Below are 20,500 nucleotides of genomic sequence, written 5' to 3'. Positions count from 1 at the left end.
GCGGTGAGCGCAGGAGAACGCACATGCAGGTATCAGAGAGCATCGCCGATTTCAGCGAACCGGAGCTGGAAGCCCTGGGCGACTGCCTCTTCGGCAAACCCTTCCTCTCCTTCGTGGAGGAGGAGCACCGGGGCCGGGCCCGTGCGCTGTACTTCCACGACCGGGCCGCCGACGGCACGCTCACCGCTTTCGCACCGGCCTATGTCTACCGTCAACACGTTCCTGTGACCTTCCGGTTCGGCGACTTCACCGGCGATCCGGCGATGACGGCCCGGATGCCGTCCCACCTGATCGTCGGGGTGCCGATCCGCCTGCGCTCCCGCGTGTACGCGGCGGGGCCCGAGGCGCTGCGCGGTTTCGTCGAAGAGATCACGGAGTGGGCCGCGGCCAACGCGCTCGACGCGGTCGTCCTGCCGTTCGTCCTCGGATCGGACGGACCGCTCCGGGAGGCGCTGGAGCCGGCCGGTTTCGCCTCGGCCTTCTACGAGGGCGACTTCTATCTTCCGGTGGCGGGCAACAACATCGACGAGTTCCTCTCGTCGCTGCCGCGCGGGCCGCGCAAGCGGTTCCGCAACGACATGAACCACTTTCTCCGCAGCGGCATCGAACTGACGCGCCCGGAGAAGGCGGGAGATCTGGCCGTCGTGATGGCGGAACAGCACCGTGCCCTGATGGACAAGTACCGCAGGCCGGAAGTGGAGTTCACCGAGGAGTCGTTCAGGCGCTTCGATCGTCTCGTCACCTCCGCGACGTGGTGCGGAGCCGAGTCGCCGGACGGACTCGCAGGGTATTCCATGGGTTTCCACGGGCACGGCGTTCTCAACGTGCTTCGATACGGCAACAGCGGCTCCGTACAGGACGACGCCCGCGTCTACATCAACGTGGGATACGTGGAGCCGGTCCGCGTCGCCATCGAACTGGGCCTCGAACGAGTCCACTTCGGGAAGGCGGCGCATCACATCAAGGTGCTGCGCGGCTGTCTGCACGAAGAAGGGCTCGTCTACGCGCGCTTCCTGAACCCTGACGCGCACGACGAGGTCTCCCGGGTCCTCGCCCGTCTCGACCCCGTGAACCGGCACCGGTTCGCGGCGCTGAGCAAGGGCGAGCAGCCCTAGGCCGTGTCTGGTAGTTCGCGTCGGATCAGCGGGTGGTGTCCGGCGCGGTGCATCACAAGGCGGAGGATCGCCCGTGTACCGGATGTACTCGGGTAATCCGACAACGCCGCGAGGTGCCGTGCCGGGCGCCGCCCGCCCGGCGGGAATGGTCAGACACGGCCTAGGTGGTGTCCGGCGGATCGCGGCCGGATCCCGATGTCCGCACGGCGCCTCGCGGCGTCGCGGAACCGCCCGCACGGTTTCCGCGGCGTGGACGATCCGGCGCCCTGCGGTGCACCGCACCGGCCGCCGCGCTCCGTCCGGCCCCGGTCCGCCGGGCCCCACCCAGTCCGTACCCACCGGTCGCGCCGGCTCACGCCGGATGCCGCTCTCCCGCACGCCGCCCGGCCCATCCTTCATCGCCTCCACCTCACCTACGGGGACACCATGACATCCGACAACAGCGACGCCCTGCCCGGCCCGATCCGCGTGGGCGTCATCGGCCTGGGCTACACCGGCCTGCCTCTCGCGCTCGGCCTGGCCAACGCCGGTCATGAGGTGACCGGTTACGACATCGACGAGGTGAAGCTCGCCTCGCTGCGCGGCGGCCACTCCTACCTGGCCGACGTGCGCGACGAGGATCTCGCCGTCACCGGTGGCTCGCTGGACGTCACGAGCGACAGCCGGGTACTCGGGGAAGTGAACGCGGTGATCGTCTGCGTGCCCACGCCGACTGCCTCGGAGGGAGTGCCCGACCTGCGCGCTTTCCACAGCGTCTTCGGGGTGCTGGCGGAGCGGATCAAGCCGGGTGCGCTCATCATCGTGCAGTCGACCGTCCCTCCGGGCACCACCGCCCGGGCGGCCGCCGAGCTCGGCCGACGGCTCGGTCTCACGCCCGGCGAGGGCTTCTTCGTGGCCAACGCCCCGGAGCGGATCAACCCCGCCAACACCGAGGGCTGGAACCTGGAGAACACCCCGAAGCTGGTCGGCGGGATCAACGAGGAGAGCGGCCTGCGTGCCCGGCGGCTGCTGGCCTCGGTCTGCAAGGTCGTCGTACCGGTCAACAGCCTGGAGGTCGCGGAGACCGCCAAGGTCTTCGAGAACACCTTCCGCCTGGTCAACATCACGCTCACCTATGAACTGGAGGCGCTGTGCAACGGCATCGGCATCTCCGTCCATGACGTGATCGACGCGGCGGAGACCAAGCCGTACGGGTTCCTCGCGCATCGCCCGGGGCCCGGCATCGGGGGAGAGTGCATCCCCGTGGACCCGCACTTCCTCAGGTCGGTGGCCACCGACCTGAACGTGGCCCTGCCCCTGGTGGACCAGGCGTGCGAGGCCGCGAAGCGGCGCCCGATGCAGGTGGTCGACCGGCTGGCGGAGCTTCTCACCGACTCGGACAAGGACGTCTCCACCGCCCGGGTGCTCGTGGTCGGGGCCACCTACAAGGCCGGTGTCGCCGACATGCGCAACTCACCTTCCCTGGAGGTGATATCGGAGCTCCACCGGCGGGGTGCCAAGGTCTCCTACGTCGATCCGCTCGTGGAGGAGATCCTCGTGGACGGCGAGCTCCTGGAGAGGGCGACGTGGGACCGCTCCACCGTCACCGCCCACGACTGCGTGGTCCTCATGACCGCGAGCCGTCAGGTCGTCGACCGCCCGTTGTGGTACGCGGCCCCTCTGGTGCTCGACACCTGGAACCTCGCCGCCGCGGGTGACGGGATCCACCACCTGTGACCGCGCCGACGCCGGTTCGCGCGCTTCCCCGCAGCGAGCCCACGGACCACCCGGTCGAGTCGGTGATCGTCGGGTACGGGCACGCGGGGCGGGATCTCCACCACCGTATCCTCATCGCCCTGGCCGGGCGCGGGGCGGTGCCACGGGGCGAGGCGCTGGTGGTGGACCCGGTGCGTCCGGTGGACCCGCTGCCGGGCAGCCGCTGGCTCAGCTCCTTGCCGCAGGCGCTGGCTGCTCTCGGCTCGCCGGCGTCGGCCGTGGTCCACGTCGCGACCCCGGTACGCGACCGGGCGAGGACGATCCGGGACCTGGCCGCCGCGGGAATCCGCAGGGTGATCATGGAGAAGCCGTTCGCGGAGAGCCCGGCCGCCGCGCGTGAGCTGACGGACCTGATCCGCGACTGCGGCGTGGACGTGCTGCCCGTCGCGGTCTGGCCCTCCAGCACGATCACCCGCCGCGTCGTGGAGCTGCTCGCCGCCGGCCGCATCGGGCGGCCGGTCTCGTTGCACGTGGAGCAGAGCAAACCACGCTTCCGGCGCAGCTTCGAGAACTCGGCGCACTCCAGCGCCTTCGAGGTCGAACTGCCTCATCAGATGCTGCTCGCCCTGCACTTGTTCGGGGACGCCGAGAGCGTCGAGGCGGTCTCGTGGCCGTTGCGGAATCCGGCCGGCCAGGACCGGATGCTGGGAGGGGCCACAGTGTGTCTGCGCCACAGGGACGGTCTCGTCACCACGCTGACGAGCGATCTCACCTCACCCGTGCGCATACGCCGGCTGCGGCTGCGCGGGACCGAGGGAGAGATCGTGGCCCACTACCCCATCGGCGGGGACGATCCGTTCGGCCAGATCCAGGTGACCGGCGAGCGCGACCGGACCCTGCTTCCCGACGCCCCGCTGACCACGTTCGTCGAGGACTGCTACCGGTACTTCACCGGCAGTGAGGAGCGGCCGGCGGGAACCGACCTGCGGCTGCACGCACGCGTGACCGAACTGCTCGCCGCCGCCTCCGCCGCGGCCGTCCCCGGTGACGCACCGTCGCTTCTGGGGCGCCCCGATTCTCATGCTTTCGAGGAGTGAAAGGCTCTCCATGACCAGCAATCCACCGGTGCCGTTCTTCAGCGGCGCCGCCTCCGTCCGCCGTCAGTGGCCCGAGGTGTCCGGACTCGTCCGGCAGGCCGCCGCACGCGGCACCTTCGTCCAGGGCCCTCTGGTCGGCGAACTGGAGGAGCGCATCGCGCAGTACACGGGGGCTCGCAACGCCATCGCCTGCGGCAACGGCACGGACGCACTGATCCTGATGCTCCAAGCCGCGGGCATCGGCCCCGGCGACGAGGTCGTGGTCCCCGCGTACACCTTCTTCGCGACGGCGTCCTGCGTGGTCCACGTGGGCGCCGAACCGGTCTTCGTGGACGTGGACCCGAGGTCGTACGCCCTTGATCCGGCGGCGGTCAGGGCTGCCATCGGGCCTCGTACCAAGGCCATCATGGCGGTTCACCTCTTTCACCGGACGGCGGACATCGCCGTCCTGCGCGACATCGCGGACGAGCACGGGCTGGAGCTCTTCGAGGACAGCGCGGAAGCCATCGGCATGCGGGTGGCCGGGCGGCACGCGGGCCTGTGGGGCCGCGGCGGAGTGCTCTCCTTCTTCCCCACGAAGACCCTGGGCGCGTGGGGCGACGCGGGCATGGTCCTCACCGACGACGACGAACTGGCCCAGCGGGTGCGCCGGTTGAGGTCGGCCGAGGAGTCCGTCGGGGATGGGGACCCGGCGGAGGCCGCCCACAGCGTCTGTGACGAGATCCAGGCGGCCGTGCTGCTGACCCGGCTGTCCGTACTGGACCAGGACATCGACCGCAGGGCGCGACTGGCGGCGCACTACACACGCCGGCTCGAACCGCTCGCGCCGGTGGTGACCACCCCGGTCGTCGCACCGGCCAAGGAGCAGGGCTCTACCGTCTGGTACGTCTATCTCATCGAGACGGACCGCCGGACCGAGCTGATCGAGTACCTGACCGCCCACGAGGTCGGCACGGAGATCTACTACCCCCGGCCGCTGACCGAACAGCCCTGCTTCCGCGACCTGCCCGGCGCACGCCATCCCGTCCCCGTGGCGAAGGCCGCCGCCGAGCGGGCCGTCGGGCTGCCCCTCTACCCGGACCTCACCGACGAGCAGGTCGACCGCGTGTGCGACCTGATCCACGCCTTCCACGGGGGCCCCCGATGACCGAGGACACCACGATGCGCATTTCGCTCCGCGGCGACACCGCCCGCTACGCCGGACTCACCGACCAGATCCTCGAATCGGTCCTGGAGGCAGCGGAGGCCGACGAGTTCATCCTCAAGTCGCGCACGGCGCTGTTCGAAACCGCCTTCGGCACCGAACTGGGTGCCGCGCACGTCGTGGGCTGCGCCTCCACGGCGGGCGGCCTGCTGCTGGTCCTCGGCGCTCTGGGATGCGGGCCGGGCGACGAGGTCGTCGTCCCCGCCTGGGGTCCCCAGACCCTGTCGGGCGCGGTGAGGCGGGTGGGGGCGCTGCCGGTCCCGGTGGACGTCTCCCCCGAGGACGGGGCGCCGGACGCCGACGCGGTCGCCGCCGCGGTGGGCCCCGCCACCCGCGCGGTGCTGCTCGGCCCTGCGGGCTCCGCCGGAACGCGGGCCCGGCTCCACGGGACCGCTCTCCGGCTCGGCGTGCCGGTCGTCGAGGTGAACACGCCTGCGCCGGGCCACTCTTGGCCAGAAGGTGTGACGACGGTGGTGCCGCTGGGTCCGGACGACCTCCTGGGAGGCATCGGCGACGCCGCGGCCGTGGTCACCGACGACGAGGCCGTGGCCCGGGGCAGCCGCATGCTGCGCAATCACGGCCAGGACCTGAACGTGCGCTTCCACCACCTGCGTGTCGGCTACAACTGCCGCATGGACGAGTCGGTGGCCGCCTTCCTGCTGCGGCAGCTCCCTTCGTACGGAGTCCGCAGCACGGCGATGCGGGAACTCGCCGATCGTTACGCCCGCGGTCTGCTCTCCGTGGGGCCCGACGCGTGCGTGTTCCCTGCCGAGGCGTGTTCCTCGCCCGGTGCCGGCCTGACCCTGCGCACCGCGTACCGGGAACAGGTACGTACCCGGCTCGCCGCCCTGGGGGTGGAGGCGGTCGTGCCGCCGTCGGCGCCGTCCGACGACCCGGCGGTCCCGCCCGGGTCCGCCCCGTTCCCGGGCGCGCGACGCCTCGGGGAGCAGGCGCTCCGGCTTCCGCTGTACCCCGGTCTCGCGCCGGCCGACGTCGACCTCATCACCGGTGCGGTCGCCGAGTGCGTCGCCGCACAGCGGGGCGTGACCCGATGAGTACGGCCGCGGCAGGTGTGGGGAAGCCGCGACTGTGCGGCATCGGCGACGAGGCGGCGGCCGGGCTCCCGGAGCAGATCCGCATCCACCGCGACATCGGCTTTCCCGCCGTCGAGTTGAGGACGGTCGACGGCGTCGGGCTTCACGATCTGCCCGAGGACAGGGTGCGGGCGTTCGCCGACACGCTGGCCGGGGCCGGGCTGTCCGTGCCAGTGGTGGACACGCCCGTGGGGTCGTGGGCCGTCTCGGTGACGGGCGACTTCGAGCTGGAGACCGACATCCTGCGGCGCGCCGTCGTGCGGGCCCGGATTCTGGGCTGCCGGAGCCTGCGCGTGATGTCCTATCCCAACGACGGGCTGCCCGAGGGCGAGTGGCGGGCCGAGGTGTTCCGCCGCATGCGCCGTCTCACCGAGCTGGCCGAGGACGCCGGCGTGGTGCTGCTGCACGAGAACTGCCACGGATGGGCGGGCCAGGGTTTCAGGCAGACGCTCGAACTCGTGACGGACATCGACAGCCCGGCGCTGAGGCTGCTCTTCGACGTCGGCAACGGCCTCGCCTACGGCTACGACGCGTTGCCGTTCCTGCGGGAGACGCTGCCCTGGGTCGATCACGTCCACGTCAAGGACGGAGTCCGCAACGCCGACGGCTCGGCGGTGTTCGGCCTGCCGGGCGAGGGAGAGGCCCGGGTACGGGCCTGCATGGAGCTGCTGGAGGGCTCCGGTTACCAGGGCTGGTACAGCATCGAGCCGCACGTGGCGCTCATTCCCCACCTCGGGATCAGTGCGGGCGGCCCCGAGATGGAGAAGGCGTACACCGAGTACGGCCACCGCTTCTCGGAGTTGGCCTCCACCGTGGCGGTCGCCCCGTCCGGCCGAGGGGCGCGTACCGATGCGTGAACATGTCCGGCCGGCGCCGGACCGCGAGGTCGAAACACTGGTGGCCTTCGGCGCGGACGACGTGGCATGGCTGGTGGACCTGATGGAGCAGGACACCGTCTCGCCGCTGGAGGGCGGTGATCCCGCCGGACTCGCCCGTGCGCAGGCGCGGTTCGTCGAGGGCGCCGCGGAACGCGGTTTCGCCCTGCGGGAGTCGAGCGCGCCGCCCGCCTCCTTCCTGGAACGGCCGGGCGTTCCCGCGCAGGTCCTGGACGCGGTGGGCGCGCACGGCGAATCCTTCCTCCGGGACCAGCCGTCGGCGGTGGTGGCGCTGGGCGCACCGCAGCCCCCCGGGCGCAGGCTGGTCTTCAACTTCCACATGGACACGGTGGGTCCGCACCTGCCGCCCCTGGTCGAGAACGGTGTGCTGCACGGGCGGGGGGCCGTGGACGACAAGGGCCCGGGGGTCGCGGCCCTGCTCGGCGCCGCCGCCGCCTTCGCCGAAGACCCCTCCCTGGCCGAAGAGATCGAGGTGCTGGTCACTTCCGTACCCGGTGAGGAGGGCGGCGCCATGGGGGTGTACGGCACGAGGTGGGTCGTGGAGTCGGGTTGGGTCGGGCGCCTCATGGTCTTCGCCGAGCCGACGGGCGCCCGCGTGTTCGACGCGTGCAGCGCCGCGATGACGCCGCGCGTCACCGTCCGGGGCCTGGACTCCACCGACGACCACCCCTACGACGGTCACAACGCGACGTTGGCGCTCAGCATGGCCGCCTGCCGCTTGACGGAGGTACTGGGGCCGATGGCGGAGCGGCTCGGTGCGAAGATCTGCCTGTCGGGCCTGCACACCGGGACGTCCCACAACCGGGTCTACGGTTCCGGAGAGCTGCGCCTGAACATCGCCTACTACGACGTCGCCGCCGCCGACGAGTTGGCGGCGGCGGTCGAACGCGTGCTGCCGATGGTGGCGGACGAGGTTGCGCGGCGGTTCGGCTCCAACCCCGTCGCCAGGCAGCTCGTCCGGGACTGGAGCCAGGTCGTCCGCCTGGACTGGCTGAAGAGGGGCCTGCCGCCGCTCGCCAACCGGGACGAGACCATGGAACGCCTGCTGAAGGACGCGGGGCTTCCCCGGCACGACGCGATCGGGGACGGCTCCGCCTTCACCTGCGACGCCATCTGGGCCGCCGGCCCCGGCCGTTACGTGGTCGCCTGCGGCCCGGGCGGGCTGGACACCAACGGCGCCCACACCGCTCAGGAGTTCGTGGCACTGCGCGATCTGGAGGAGTACGCGGGTCGCTGCCGTGACCTGGTCCGGCGCTTCGGCGCCTGGGCCAGGGGCACGGCCGGACCCGCGTGAGCCCCGGCTCCGGCCGGACGGAGCGACCCGAAGTCATGAGGACGAGAGAGAAGGAACCACCCACATGAGGTACGGAATCATCGGGCTCGGGGCAATAGCGCCCTTCTTCCTGGAGGCCGTCGAACGGTGCCCGGATTCGACGCTGGCCGCCGTCTGCGATCTGGACTCCGCCAAGACGGAGGCGCTGGCCGAACAGGGCACGCCCGCCTTCACCGACTACCGCGAGCTGCTCGCGGCGGGTGTGTGCGACGCGGTGATCATCACGCTGCCCAACCACGCCCACGCGGATGCCGCCGTCGCCGCCCTGGAGGCGGGGGTCGCGGTCTGCTGCGAGAAGCCTCTGGCGGTCACCTCGGCGGATGCGGCCCGGATGGCCGAAGCCGCCGAGCGCGCCGGGAAGACTCTCTTCACCGCCTTCCACCGGCGTTACAACAGCCACCTGGCCGCCCTGCGCGAGGCGCTTCCTGCGGACCGGTCGCAGATCAGCCGGATCACCGTCCGTTACCACGAGAACATTCTCGAACACATGGGCGGCGACCGCTGGTACCTCGACGCCGAGCGCTGCGGGGGCGGTTGCCTCATCGACAACGGTCCCAACGCGCTGGACATGGCACACGTCCTCGTCGGCAGCCTCACCCTCACCGGCGCCCTGCTGGCCGACGTCCGGTCCGGCATCGAGTACGTCGCGCATCTCGATCTGGTGAGCGCGGACGGGATCACGGTCCGCGTCGAGCTGGACTGGGCGCTGACGACCGGCGAGACGAAGGACGTCGTCGTCGAGCTGGTCGACGGCACCGTCCTGCGCGCCGACATGCTGGAGGGCTTCAGCGCGTTCAAGTCCTCGCTGCGCCACGAGTACGACGGCATTCTGGCGGACTTCCGCCGCCAGGTCGCCGCGGGTCGCTCGTCGTGCGGCACGGGCGTGGAGATCGTCGGCCTCGTGGAGGAGGCCTACGCACTCGGTCGCGAGAACGCGGGACACCGGCGGTCCAAGCTGCCTGCCCGTAGCCGTCTGGTGCGCCTGCTCTTCCACACCAGCGAGAGCCGGGGCATGGCCCTGTCGGAGTGGTTCACCCGCTGTATCGCCAAGGGCGAGATCCATGAGCTGGTGACCACGACGGACCGCCCGCGCGTGGCCGGCGACCCCGTCGACGCCGTGGGCTTCCTCGGGTTCGTCGAGTTCCAGGAAGGCACCGTCGTCGCGCTGGGCGACGAGGTACGACTGGCCGACGACCGGCTGATCGGCACCGTGGCCGGCTTCGACGAGTGCCACTTCCCGAATCACTACAACATCGTCATCGAGTCCGACCGGCTCTGGACGGCGGACGTCGCAGGGGTCGAACCCCTCGACGAGATCCGCTTCGTCGAGCGCTGAGGGCGCTCCGCGCTCCGGCCGCGGCCGCGTGCACCTGAACTCCCCTCGGCCCCACCGGTCGTCCGGCAGGAAAGGCGGTACTGATGCGTATGGCGATGCCACGCGGTCCGGTCGGCATGGTGATCCTCGCCAACATTTTCAACGCTCTGGGGACCGGCCTCCACCAGACGGTGAGCGTTCTCCACCTCACCCGGTCCGTAGGGCTGACGGCCGGCCAGGTGACGCTGGGAATCAGTCTGGGGGGCAGCTGCCGCGGTCGTCGCCGGTGTGCCGCTGGGACACCTCGCGGACCGCAGGGGGCCACGCAACCTCCTCGTGCCGACCTTCCTGGTGCAGTGCCTGGGGTCGGTGTGATTCACCCAGGTCCACTCGGTGCCGTTCTTCCTGGCGGTCTCGCTCCTGACCGGTGTCTCTCTCGCCGGCACCAGGGGGCCCAGGGGGGCGCTGATCGCCCAGCTCGTCCCGGCGGACCGGCGGACCGGCGGACCGGCGGACCGGCGTGTGCTGACGCGCGCCGTCAGGCGTCAGACCGCTTATGTCGGCCTGGCTGTGGGGTCGTTGATCGCGGGACTCGGCCGGGTCGCCGACAGCAGGCCCTGGTACGTCGGCCTGATCCTGGGGGACGCGGCGACCTTTGTACTGGCCCACTGGCGACAACGCGGATACCGGCCCCGGCCCCCCGGGCACGGTGCACCGGTCCGGCTTCTGCTGGCCGCCCTGTTCGTCGCGGTCGGCCCGCTGATCTCGCCCGTCGTTCGATGGGCGGACCGGACCCGGGAGGCCGTCCGGGCAGGGAGTACGGTGGCCGGGGTCCGGGCCCCGGCCACTCGCGTGAGGACCGACGACGAGCGGGCCACCGAGCCCCGAAGAGAAGCCAGGACTCCATGACCGTGCGTACCCCCGTCGTGCCAGATTCCCCGCGCGGACACGACAGGGAGATCCTCGCGCTCGCCCTGCCGGCCTTCGGTGCCCTGCTGGCCCAGCCGCTCTTCGTCATGGTGGACACGGCCGTCGTCGGCCGTCTGGGAACGCAGCAGCTCGCGGGTCTCGGGGTGGCCACGGCGCTGCTGATGTCCGGCGTGAACATCTTCGTGTTCCTGGCCTACGCGACGACCGCAGCGGTCGCCCGCCGCATCGGGGCGGACGATGTCCCGGGGGCAGTCCGCCAAGGGGTGGACGGCATCTGGCTGGCGCTGGCGCTCGGCGGCACCGTCCTCCTCGCGGGTTTCCCGGCGGCCGGACGACTCGTCGACGCCTTCGGGGCATCGGTCCCGGCCGCCCCGTACGCGACGTCCTACCTCCGGGTAGCGGTCTTCGGTATCCCCGCGATGCTGGTGGTACTGGCATCCACCGGGGTGCTCCGGGGGCTGCAGGACACACGGACCCCTCTCCGGGTCGCCGTCGGCGGGTTCGGCGCGAACGCCGTCCTCAACGTCGCGCTGGTCCACGGTGCGGGGCTGGGAGTCTCCGGTTCCGCCTGGGGCACGGTCATTGCCCAGTGGGGCATGGCCGCCGCCTATCTCCTCGTGGTCGTGCGGGGTGCCCGTCGGCACGGCGTCTCCCTGCGGCCGGACCTCGCGGGCGTCGGCCGGGGTGCCCGGGCCGGTGTCCCTCTGCTCGTCCGGACGCTCTCCCTGCGCGCGATGGCGGTCGTCACCACCGCGGTGGCGGCCCGGCTGGGCGACACCGACCTGGCCGCCCATCAGATCGCGCTCTCCTTCTGGAGTCTGCTCGCATTCGGCCTGGACGCCATCGCGATCGCGGGGCAGGCGATCATCGGCCGCCACCTGGGGTCGGGCGACCGGAACGCCGCCCGTGAGGCATGCCGGCGCATGGTCCGCTGGGGCGTGTCGTCCGGCGTCGTCCTGGGTCTGCTGCTGGTGGCCGCAGGCCCCCTGCTGCTCCCGCTGTTCACCTCCGATCCCGAGGTGCGGCGGACGCTGTTCCCCGTGCTGCTGGTGATCGCGTGCTGCCAGCCGCTCTCGGGCGTCGTCTTCGTGCTGGACGGCGTCCTCATGGGGGCGGGCGACGGACCGTACCTCGCGGGCGCGATGCTCGTGACGCTCGTGGTCTTCGTCTCGGCCGCCCTCGCGGTACTCGCGCACGACGGCGGACTGGTCGCCCTGTGGTGGGCGATGACCCTGATGATCGGTGTGCGGCTGGTGACCCTGTGGTTCCGTGCGCGCTCGGGCCGTTGGATCGTCACGGGCGGCACCCGCTGAGCGCCGGTCGGCGGGGCCGGTCCCGGAGAACCGCCGAGGGCGCGGGGCGCCGCCCGTCGGATCAGTCCGCCACCTCGACCGTACGTCCGACGGGCTTGGCGGGTTCGGTGGGTTCGGCGGGTTCGGCGGGTTCGGTGGGGCGACCCGGGAGAGGCACGGGGGGCCCGGCCGCGTGCCGCCGGGCGAGGACCCAGGTGGCGATGCCACCGAGCAGGAAGAGCGTGCCCAGGGCCACCCAGCCCCACGAGCGGAACGCGAGGATCAGCGCGGCGAGTGCGACCGGACCGAGAATGCGCTCGACCGTCCCCCCGAGGTAGAACGTGGCGATGTACTGCGTCCTGTTGTCCTCGGGCGCGAGGTCGACCGAGAACTGCCAGGAAGCGGCGGACTGCAACATCTCGGCGGCGGTGAGGGCCAGCACACCGCACAGGAGGAGGGGGATCGCCGCGCCGGCGTTGGCCGGCCAGGCCGCTCCGGCGATGAAGAGCGTCGCTGCGGCCAGCCCGGCTCCGGCGCCCAGCGTGGCCTTGCCTGCCGCCACCACCGAGATCACGTGCCTGGTCGCGGGAATCTGGCAGAGCGAGACCACCACTGTGTTGATGGTCAGCGGGATCGCCGCGAAGCTGTTGGGGATGCCCGGCGCGGACAGGATCCACAGCGGGAGCAGGACGTTCAACGTGGTGATGTGCAGGCTCATCAGGGTGTTCAGCCCCGTGAAGGCCATGTACTCACGGTCTTTGAACGCCCAGCGCCGCCTCTCGCGCTGCCGACGGTCCGTTGCCCGGCGCTCCGGAAGCCGCTGGAGGAGGGCGGCGCAGAGCACGAAGAAGAGGGAGACCCCGAGGATCATGCCCCGGTAGAGCCAGTCGTTCGCGAAGGCGATGGCAATGCTGGCGGCGAGCCCGCCGACGGCGTATCCGACGTTGCGCACCGACCGGATCAGAGCCATCAGCTGAGGGCGCTCCTCCTTGTCCGTGGAGTCGGCGACGAGTGCCTGGCTGATCGCACCGGCCGTACGGTCGGCCACCGCGGTGACGAGCACGATGACCACGTAGGTGGCGAAGGACGAGACGAAGACGTACGTGCTGATACCGACCGCACGCCAGAGGTTGATGGCGATGAGGGTGCGGCGCGTACCGAACCGGTCGCCGATCAGCCCCATGGGGATGGTGAAGACGAAGCCGACCAGACCTGCCAGCGAGAGCCCGAGGGCGAACTGGGTCGGTTCGAGGTTCGCCGTCCGGGTGAAGTAGGTGGCGGCCATGGCCATGAAGAGGCCGGTGCCCAGGGAGTCGGACAGACAACTCGCGACCAGGGCCCGTTCCTTGGCCGAGCTGTGGCGCAGGCGGCTGACGAAGGAGCGCAGCGCTGCCGTTCCGATCACAGCGACTCGTCCAGCTCTTCCATGACGAAGCTCAGCTTCGAGATGCCGCTCCGCGCGGCGTCGAGCGCCAGTTCCGGGGTCGCGCCGACAGCCCAGCAGTAGGCAGGACGGTCGTCGGAGCACGTCACGGCTGTGAGGGTGTCTCCGGCGGTACGGCGGAGCACGACGTCGCGCACCCCTGCTACTGCCCGCGCCTCGGACTCGCCCCGGACCTCGGCGATGCGACCGGGCCGGTCCGGCACCGCGTACCAGATCGCGGCGAACGGGGCTTCACCGAGGGGCTGTTCGATCTCCGCCCTGAGCTGCCCCATCGCGGACAGGCCGGCACTCTGGCGTGCCAGCGCCTCCACCATGTCGACGTCACGCGCCGCCCGCAGCAGATAGGGGATGCGGTCCCCGCCCTGTCGCAGGTGCGTCTCGATGACGCGGACCTGCTGGCCGTCGACGATCACCTCGGTGTGCGTGGCACCGTTCCGGACGCCGAGGGCGTCGAGGGCCGCCGCGACCGTGCGGAAGATCTGCTGTTCTGCGCCGGGGGGAAGCGGGGCCGGCAACTGGTGGCCCAGCTCGACGAAGCCGCCGGGTATCACGAACTTCTGGGTGACGCACAGCGGGAGGTGCTGTCCGTCCTCACTGACCGCCTCGACGCTGAACTCCTGGCCCCGGTGGAACTTCTCGGCCATGACATCGGCCGGCGTCCCGTCCGGCGCGGGCGCGAGGGCGCGGGCCAGCCCTTCCGCCAGGTCATCGGCCGAGTCGATGCGTACGACACCCTGACTGCCCACCCCGCCGGTGGGCTTGCATATGACGGGGTACCCCACGCGCGCGGCGAAGGAGGCCAGCTCTCCGGGCGAGGTGACGCGGACGGCAAGCGTGTCGTCAACGCCGGCGGCAGCCAGCCGATCGCGCATCAGCCGCTTGCTGTTGACGGCGAGCACGGTCTCCCTCGCATGCCCGGACAGGGACAGGGCCTCGCACACCGCTGCCGCGGGTTCCTGGCCGTCCTCGCCGTAGCAGAGCACCCGGTCCACGGGTCGCAGGGCATGTATGTACGCGGCGGCGCCGGACCAGTCCGCCAGGGACGCGTCGCCGGGGAGCACGACGACGCGGAAGTGGTCCGCGAGTCGGGGAAGCGCCTTCGCCTCGTCGGCGGTGCAGAGTACCGAGGTGGTCAGCGAGGGAACGAGCTCGCTCGCCCGAGCGACGATGTCCCTCAGTACGCCGATGACGAGCAGGTGTCCGCCTTCGAGCGGGTCACCAGGACGAGAGCCGGTGGATGACATGTCTCTCCAGGTCGCGCAGAGGCGAAGCGGGGTGCTTCAACCGTGGGTCGGCCCCGGCTGTTCAGCCTCTTCGGGGACGGCAGTGAATCGTAGGCACGTCCCCCCGGCCCTGTCACGGCGGTGGATCAACTTCCCCGGACCATGACTCCCTGGTCATGGCGGGTGCCGCAACGAGATGGCGGCGGAACGGTGGCCGCTCCGGTGACGGCTGCGGACCGGAGCGGGAGGCCCGGACCGCCCGACCGTCCGCGGAGGATCCGCGGGCCCGCGGGCGCTCCAACGGGACCTTCCGGAACGTTGGTTGGGCAACGTCCTCTCTGCCTTCCGGCGGTTCACCGGCATACGGCTGACCTCCTTCCCGCAGTGGGCAGCCGGGAAGTGGCTTCCCGGGCCCGGCGGGCTGGAGATGATCTCCGGCTGCCGGCCGGCCAGGGGGTTCGAGCCAAGGGCTGTCCCGCGTCCGAAATGAGGCGGTGAAGTCTTCTACGGTTTCCGGAGGCTGGGCAGCGCGCTCTTTGTGAGGCAGTCGGCCGGTGAGCTGAGGATCTCGTCGGCGCTCTTGGTCCAGGTGAAGGGTTCCGGGCTTTCGTTCCAGGTCCTGATCCACGCGCGGATGTCGTCCTCCAGGGCCTGAATGGAGGTGTGGACGCCGCGGCGGACCACCGGACGAGGCGAGCATTCCCGGTCCTCGCACCGGCGCCACCGACGAAAGGGCATCGCCACGCACCCCCTGCGGGGACGCTCAACCCAGCCTCGGGCTGCAAGGATCGAGACCTGACGGCTCGCCAGTCACCGGTACCAATGAGCGTCAAGATGCTTGCGGGAGCATCATTCCAGCGTCAAGATATCGCCCGTAGCGCCCACACCGCACATATCGCGCGCCACCTGAACCCGCAGATCAGACGCCCTTCGCAGCAGGCTCCAGGATCGCCACGCACTCCACGTGGTGCGTCATCGGAATAGCATCGACCTACACCATTCGCATAAAATCCCAGGTCAGAGGCACTTTCTAGTCGCACCGTCATGGGCGCGGACACCCAAAGTGTCAAATGAGCGTCATGGCTCCCAGCCTCTGCTTCGCGCTCGGAGCGGAAAGGCTGCCACGACCAGCTCCGCTTGCATGGTCCGCCCACGCTCGTTCCGGACACGCCCCTGTGCGCGTCAGCGGAGCGTCGCCGGCTCCCCATCCATCAGGCGTGGGACCAGCTCAGGGGCCTGATCCATAGCCTTGGCTAGGATGGTGAGGACCATCTCAGCGGCCCGACGGGCTTCCGCTCCACTTCTATGTGGGACCGAAGGACATGCCCCCACCCGCACGAGCTACTTCGTGCTGCCTGGGGGCACTTCCTTGCTGTTCCGTGAGTCCGCGGCGTCACTGGCCAACCGCACCCGCCTTGAAGGACAGCTGGCCGAGCTCCTGCGCGAGAATTTCCTCCACAAACACCGCCACCAGCCCCACTCTGCGGAGGTGCGCTCATGGGAACGGAGCATCCCGGCACTCACCTACGCGCTCGTCGAAGCCGGGCTCGGTGAGATCGAGGTGATGTTGGAGTACGCACTTCCCCTGACCAGCAAGCGCGCGGACGTGATACTTGCCGGTATTCATCCAGGTACCGGAGAGCCCTCGTACGTGGTGGTCGAGCTGAAGCAGTGGAGCGAGGCCTACCCCGAGGATGACGATCCGCTGCTTTGCCGCATCAACGCCTACCCGGATCCGGTTCTCAACCCGATCGAGCAGGTGCGCGGCTACTGCGACTACCTCATCTCGTTCAACGGAGCGTTGGAGCGGATCCCCGACTCGGTCGCGGGCGTCGCGTATCTGCATAACGCGACCGAACACGGGGTGGCGGGGCTCCGCGCAGTCACCGAGGACGATCGGGGCCGAATGTTCACCGGCGACCAGCGCGGCGCCTTCCTCGGCTACCTCCGCTCCAGGCTGGCGGCGAAACCGGGCGCCGAGGCAGCCGATGCCTTGTTGCAGGGCAAAGTGCGGCCGTCGAGACAGTTGATGACCGTTGCTGCCGAAGAGGTACGCAACCGGGAACAGTTTGTTCTGCTGGACGAACAGCGACTCGCCTACGAGACGGTCATGTCGGCAGTCCGGCAGGCCCGGCGGTCCAACCACAAGCAGGTCGTCGTCGTAGCCGGCGGGCCAGGCTCCGGCAAGAGCGTGATCGCGCTCTCGCTGTTGGGTGACCTCTACCGGCGCGGGGTGCCTGCCCTGCATGCCACCGGATCGCAGTCCTTCACCAAGACGATGCGCAAGGTCGCCGGTGCCCGCAAGCCGGAGGTCCAACGGCTCTTCCGTTACTTCAACAGCTTCATGGAGGCTGAGCCGAACGACCTCGACGTGCTGATCTGCGACGAAGCGCACCGGCTACGCAAGACGTCCGCTAACCGCTACACGACGGCGGCTCTGCGAACCGGCCGACCGCAGGTGGCGGAGCTGATGGACGCTGCGCGGGTGCCGGTGTTCCTGCTGGACCAGCACCAGGTAGTACGTCCGGGCGAAATGGGAACGGTGGAACAGATTCAGGTAGCTGCGGCAGAACAAGGGCTGGACTGTACGGTGGTGAATCTCGACGGCCAGTTCCGGTGCGGCGGAAGCGACGCCTACCTGCGCTGGGTGGTCGACCTGCTGGGACTCGAAGGAAGCGCGCCCACTCTGTGGGAGCCGGACGGCAAGGTACAGCTCCTGACAGCAGACACGCCTCAGGAACTGGAGGGCTTTCTGGCTACCCGAAGGGCCCAGGACTACGGTGCGCGCATGTCCGCCGGGTACTGCTGGAAGTGGACGACAAAGATCACCCCCCGCATGCACGCCCTTCCCCCAGACGTGGTCATCGGCAACTGGACAAGGCCGTGGAACCTTTACGGCGACCGCGCCCTGCTCGGTGCCCCGCCGGCACCCCTCTGGGCCACCGACCCGGCAGGATTCGGACAGGTCGGGTGCGTCTACACCGCGCAAGGCTTCGAGTACGACTGGTCCGGCGTGATCATGGGTCCGGACCTCGTCTGGCGTACGGATCGATGGGTGGTGGACCGAGGCGCTTCGAAGGACCCGTCTTTCACCAAGGCCACCGCCGACGAAGATGTCAGCCGCCTCATCCGCAACACGTACAAAGTGCTGCTGACACGGGGCATGATCGGCACGGTTATCTACTCGACGGACCAGGAAACCCGCGAGAAGCTCCGCTCACTGATCCCCACGACGCTGTGACCGTCGAAGGCACCCGGAGCACGCCGGGTGCGCGCATGGGACGCTATCGCGCAATCAGTACCCGGGGGCATGGACGCAGGAGATAGCATGATCACGCTGCGCACCTTCCCGGAGGGTACGAGGCTGCGGGTCCTAAGCGCGCTTCAATGAGCCGCAGGTGAGGAATGGTTGTGCCCGTCGTGTGGTGACATGCGACGCGAGCGTGGATGCCCGGCAGGGCGTCCCCCTGCCATTCCGATCTCACTGCTCTGGAGTGGCCATGACCTCAGTCAAGTGCAAGCCTGCGCGTCGTGCACGGATCCGCAAGATCCTGATCGAGTTCGCCGCCGCCGTCGTCACCAATCTTTTGGTGACGGCCTTGGTGGCGATGGCAGGCCTGCTCTTCTAGTGCAGGCCGGTGGCGGACCCGGTGAGTCCGCCACCTCACTCATATGACTAATCTGTTCAGAACAGCCTCGACTCAGGGATTTGCAGCATCCCATCCTTCTGACGTTTCCCCCTGCTCCTTCCTCTTCCCCGTGCTCGGCCAGGCCTGGGCAGATGCGGTATACGTGCTTCCACCGGCAGGTTCTCCCAGGTGGGGCGCAGCCCGTGAATCTCGACTTCGCCGACGAGGCTCTTGAGATAGTCTCGGGTCTCCTGGTCCGTGGAGTAGAGCACCGTGGCACGACTGGCCCGGGTCATCAACACGTGGTAGGCGTTTCGGACGAGACGCGCGAACGCGCCGTCATCGACACTGCCGGCCTTCACTTTGGGATCGAACGAACCGGGTTCCGCGACTCGCTTGATACTCGGATCTGCTGTCTTGAGTTCTTTCCCCCGCCGAAAGACCCATCGATTACCGCGACGTATCATGTCGTCCCCCATGATCACACCGCACCAGTCCCATTCGAGTCCCTGCGCCGTGTAGACACAGCCGATCTGATCCAGTCCATTCTCGTGCACCGACCAGATCTTCGACGGCGGCGTCTCGTTCTCGCAGAAGCTTTCGCTGTCCGCGTTCCATGGCCGGTGCCACTCACCGATACGGACGTCGGCCTCCAGCCGTCGCTCTTCGCCGAGCGGCTTCGTCCATGGCCAGCAGTAGCCTGCGACCAAGCGTCCGGACGCACCGGCCAGAGCCTCTGTGCGAATGATTTTTTCGAGTTCTTCCGGGGTGTCAGCCACCTCAACGTGCATCAGTCCATCAGGACGCCATTTGCCAGGTTCCCCGCCCGTCACGCCGAGCAGTGCCTTGACCCAACGGACGTAGGCGTCGCTCCCCCCGCATCGAAACTGTTCTCGCAACTTGTAAGGAACAACAAGAGCGTCGTGGCGATCGGCCGCATCCTGGATCAGATCGACGGTTCCGACTTCGTTCGGTCTCACCGACTGCCCCTCGTCCAAAAAGAACACTGTCAAGCGGGATGCAGCCAGGAGTTCGTCGACCTGCGGGCCTGTGCCCTGCTCTTCGGGCTTCCAGAACCGGCTGGTCGACCGATCCCGGAGCCGGTGTGCTTCGTCGCAGATCAGCACGTCCAGGGGGGGGTCGGGTGGAGCGACGAAGTTACTGAAGTAGGTGAACGTCTCCCTGAACTGCCGATCTCCGTAACCCACATGTTCTTGAAGGGCACCGTTGAAAGCCCGGCTGCCGCTTGCGTATTTGACCGTACGACCTTGGCCCTCCAGCTCGGCTTTGATCTGCAGACCGATGGCACTCTTTCCGGTGCCCGCCCCTCCCGTCACGAGGAAGATCACACGCCGCTCGTCCGGCACCAAGGCGGGACGGCGAGGATCCGGCAGGACCCTTGAAGCGGTCTCCAGGATCTGCTCCGCGACCTCCTTCTGCCGCCCTCGCAGAGTGAAGACGGTGTCGGCTCCGCGAGACCAGATCATGGCATCCAGGAGCGGAGTGTTGCGCAGGCCCATGCTCTGCAGCATCCTCTCGGCCGTGGAGGCCGCGCCGTCCTTCGCGAAGTTCATCCTGAGATCGACCAGCAGCTGAGCGCGTCGGTCATTTGTGTAGACCCGGGCGTAGGCCCCTGTCGGCGCGTCCACGTCGATCAGCGCTCTTACGGATTCATCAGTGGCGTTGTGCAAGTAGGCGAAACCGCCGCATTCGAAGTCAGCACCCTGAAACGGACCTCGGGAGCTCGTGAAAGCCTCGTAATTGGCTTCCAGTTGCAGCGCCGGATGCTTCTTCGCGTGCTTGATGCCAGGCACCTGCAAGAGACCCGCGACTGCCCGTTCAACCCGACTCGCCGTTGACCAGCGTTTCAACTCGACCAGCTGCACGGAAGGCACGTGTCGCTCTGGATGGCGCCCCACCAGAACGACGTCAATAAGGCGTGGATCTCCGGGGCGAACCTCCTCGTCGAGGGTGGCCGCACACTCGACGATCATCTCCACGTTGCCCCGTCCAGCCGCGACGAGGTCGTTCGCGAGACTCACGAGGCTCTCCGCCCAGGCGGAACGCTCAGACTCCGAGGCGTTCGCCCCCCGGAAGTACTGCCACCGGGCAGCAAGATGCGGCACCATCCGGTCCCGCGAGTTGAGAGTGAGCAGATCCTGAGCCGACAGTCTCAGAAGGAGCATGGACACGAGGTGGTTCCCCCAGGGCACGAGTGACTCGTGCGGGTGGG

At 69.4% G+C, this 20,500-nt stretch carries 15 protein-coding genes and 1 pseudogene; 12 read left to right on the top strand and 4 right to left on the bottom strand.

The window, feature by feature from the left end; translation table 11 throughout:
* The first annotated feature begins 23 nt into the window (after positions 1 to 23).
* The 10 genes from ACFYPN_RS06990 to ACFYPN_RS06945 all read left to right on the top strand — a co-directional run bounded on the left by ACFYPN_RS06990 (position 24) and on the right by ACFYPN_RS06945 (position 11,992).
* On the top strand, positions 24 to 1,115 hold the full coding sequence (locus ACFYPN_RS06990) for a hypothetical protein (RefSeq protein ID WP_389297103.1): 1,092 nt from the start codon (positions 24 to 26) through the stop codon (positions 1,113 to 1,115).
* Between the two features lie 426 nt (positions 1,116 to 1,541).
* Entirely contained in the window at positions 1,542 to 2,831 is a 1,290-nt protein-coding gene (locus tag ACFYPN_RS06985; RefSeq protein WP_389297101.1) for a nucleotide sugar dehydrogenase, read from the top strand.
* Positions 2,828 to 3,907 carry a Gfo/Idh/MocA family oxidoreductase gene (locus ACFYPN_RS06980; RefSeq protein ID WP_389297099.1) on the top strand — a complete coding sequence of 360 codons (1,080 nt, stop codon included), beginning with the start codon at positions 2,828 to 2,830 and terminating at the stop codon, positions 3,905 to 3,907. Before ACFYPN_RS06985 ends, ACFYPN_RS06980 begins: the two co-directional genes overlap by 4 nt.
* Positions 3,908 to 3,917: 10 nt before the next feature.
* On the top strand, positions 3,918 to 5,054 hold the full coding sequence (locus tag ACFYPN_RS06975; RefSeq protein WP_389297098.1) for a DegT/DnrJ/EryC1/StrS family aminotransferase: 1,137 nt from the start codon (positions 3,918 to 3,920) through the stop codon (positions 5,052 to 5,054).
* Positions 5,051 to 6,166, top strand: coding sequence for a DegT/DnrJ/EryC1/StrS family aminotransferase (locus ACFYPN_RS06970; RefSeq protein WP_389297096.1), 1,116 nt, complete (start codon positions 5,051 to 5,053; stop codon positions 6,164 to 6,166). Before ACFYPN_RS06975 ends, ACFYPN_RS06970 begins: the two co-directional genes overlap by 4 nt.
* Positions 6,163 to 7,062 carry a sugar phosphate isomerase/epimerase family protein gene (locus tag ACFYPN_RS06965; RefSeq protein WP_389297094.1) on the top strand — a complete coding sequence of 300 codons (900 nt, stop codon included), beginning with the start codon at positions 6,163 to 6,165 and terminating at the stop codon, positions 7,060 to 7,062. The genes ACFYPN_RS06970 and ACFYPN_RS06965 overlap by 4 nt, the downstream gene beginning before the upstream one ends.
* Complete coding sequence (locus ACFYPN_RS06960) at positions 7,055 to 8,395, top strand: M20/M25/M40 family metallo-hydrolase (RefSeq protein ID WP_389297092.1); 1,341 nt, start codon at positions 7,055 to 7,057, stop codon at positions 8,393 to 8,395. The genes ACFYPN_RS06965 and ACFYPN_RS06960 overlap by 8 nt, the downstream gene beginning before the upstream one ends.
* Before the next feature lie 64 nt (positions 8,396 to 8,459).
* On the top strand, positions 8,460 to 9,770 hold the full coding sequence (locus tag ACFYPN_RS06955) for a Gfo/Idh/MocA family oxidoreductase (RefSeq protein ID WP_358759812.1): 1,311 nt from the start codon (positions 8,460 to 8,462) through the stop codon (positions 9,768 to 9,770).
* Positions 9,771 to 10,142: 372 nt separating this feature from the next.
* Positions 10,143 to 10,658 (top strand): hypothetical protein, encoded by a 516-nt coding sequence (locus ACFYPN_RS06950; protein WP_389297090.1) that lies wholly within the window; start codon positions 10,143 to 10,145, stop codon positions 10,656 to 10,658.
* The gene (locus ACFYPN_RS06945; protein ID WP_389297089.1) at positions 10,655 to 11,992 is read left to right on the top strand and encodes an MATE family efflux transporter; all 1,338 of its coding nucleotides are present in this window, start codon (positions 10,655 to 10,657) and stop codon (positions 11,990 to 11,992) included. The genes ACFYPN_RS06950 and ACFYPN_RS06945 overlap by 4 nt, the downstream gene beginning before the upstream one ends.
* Positions 11,993 to 12,053: 61 nt before the next feature.
* Here ACFYPN_RS06945 and ACFYPN_RS06940 read toward each other — a convergent pair whose 3' ends face one another.
* The 3 genes and pseudogenes from ACFYPN_RS06940 to ACFYPN_RS06930 all read right to left on the bottom strand — a co-directional run.
* The gene (locus ACFYPN_RS06940; protein ID WP_358759818.1) at positions 12,054 to 13,376 is read right to left on the bottom strand and encodes an MFS transporter; all 1,323 of its coding nucleotides are present in this window, start codon (positions 13,374 to 13,376) and stop codon (positions 12,054 to 12,056) included.
* Positions 13,373 to 14,659 carry an ATP-grasp domain-containing protein gene (locus tag ACFYPN_RS06935; protein WP_358759820.1) on the bottom strand — a complete coding sequence of 429 codons (1,287 nt, stop codon included), beginning with the start codon at positions 14,657 to 14,659 and terminating at the stop codon, positions 13,373 to 13,375. Before ACFYPN_RS06935 ends, ACFYPN_RS06940 begins: the two co-directional genes overlap by 4 nt.
* A 483-nt stretch (positions 14,660 to 15,142) precedes the next feature.
* Positions 15,143 to 15,328: pseudogene (locus ACFYPN_RS06930) on the bottom strand (IS630 family transposase); the annotation flags it as partial.
* 679 nt (positions 15,329 to 16,007) lie between these two features.
* On the opposite strand from ACFYPN_RS06930, the gene ACFYPN_RS06925 reads away from it, so the two are divergent.
* Together ACFYPN_RS06925 and ACFYPN_RS06920 are read left to right on the top strand one after the other, a co-directional pair.
* Positions 16,008 to 17,879: a DUF2075 domain-containing protein gene (locus ACFYPN_RS06925; protein WP_358759822.1), complete on the top strand. Its 1,872-nt coding sequence runs from the start codon at positions 16,008 to 16,010 to the stop codon at positions 17,877 to 17,879.
* A gap of 259 nt (positions 17,880 to 18,138) precedes the next feature.
* The gene (locus tag ACFYPN_RS06920; protein WP_358759824.1) at positions 18,139 to 18,267 is read left to right on the top strand and encodes a DUF6408 family protein; all 129 of its coding nucleotides are present in this window, start codon (positions 18,139 to 18,141) and stop codon (positions 18,265 to 18,267) included.
* Between the two features lie 56 nt (positions 18,268 to 18,323).
* Here the strand turns inward: ACFYPN_RS06920 and ACFYPN_RS06915 are convergent, their stop codons facing one another.
* Entirely contained in the window at positions 18,324 to 20,453 is a 2,130-nt protein-coding gene (locus ACFYPN_RS06915) for a DUF2075 domain-containing protein (RefSeq protein WP_358759849.1), read from the bottom strand.
* Positions 20,454 to 20,500 lie beyond the last annotated feature (47 nt).

The sequence above is a fragment of the Streptomyces sp. NPDC005576 genome (assembly GCF_042871745.1).
Lineage (GTDB): Bacteria > Actinomycetota > Actinomycetes > Streptomycetales > Streptomycetaceae > Streptomyces.
This window is presented reverse-complemented; position numbering and strand designations above follow the sequence as displayed.

What these genes read in the sequence shown, in the direction of transcription:
- ACFYPN_RS06915 (WP_358759849.1), bottom strand. Translation starts at nt 20,453, where the DNA reads ATGCTCCTTCTGAGACTGTCGGCTCAGGATCTGCTCACTCTCAACTCG.
- ACFYPN_RS06955 (WP_358759812.1), top strand. Translation starts at nt 8,460, where the DNA reads ATGAGGTACGGAATCATCGGGCTCGGGGCAATAGCGCCCTTCTTCCTG.
- ACFYPN_RS06965 (WP_389297094.1), top strand. Translation starts at nt 6,163, where the DNA reads ATGAGTACGGCCGCGGCAGGTGTGGGGAAGCCGCGACTGTGCGGCATC.
- ACFYPN_RS06970 (WP_389297096.1), top strand. Translation starts at nt 5,051, where the DNA reads ATGACCGAGGACACCACGATGCGCATTTCGCTCCGCGGCGACACCGCC.
- ACFYPN_RS06960 (WP_389297092.1), top strand. Translation starts at nt 7,055, where the DNA reads ATGCGTGAACATGTCCGGCCGGCGCCGGACCGCGAGGTCGAAACACTG.
- ACFYPN_RS06920 (WP_358759824.1), top strand. Translation starts at nt 18,139, where the DNA reads ATGACCTCAGTCAAGTGCAAGCCTGCGCGTCGTGCACGGATCCGCAAG.
- ACFYPN_RS06945 (WP_389297089.1), top strand. Translation starts at nt 10,655, where the DNA reads ATGACCGTGCGTACCCCCGTCGTGCCAGATTCCCCGCGCGGACACGAC.
- ACFYPN_RS06985 (WP_389297101.1), top strand. Translation starts at nt 1,542, where the DNA reads ATGACATCCGACAACAGCGACGCCCTGCCCGGCCCGATCCGCGTGGGC.
- ACFYPN_RS06990 (WP_389297103.1), top strand. Translation starts at nt 24, where the DNA reads ATGCAGGTATCAGAGAGCATCGCCGATTTCAGCGAACCGGAGCTGGAA.
- ACFYPN_RS06975 (WP_389297098.1), top strand. Translation starts at nt 3,918, where the DNA reads ATGACCAGCAATCCACCGGTGCCGTTCTTCAGCGGCGCCGCCTCCGTC.
- ACFYPN_RS06935 (WP_358759820.1), bottom strand. Translation starts at nt 14,659, where the DNA reads ATGTCATCCACCGGCTCTCGTCCTGGTGACCCGCTCGAAGGCGGACAC.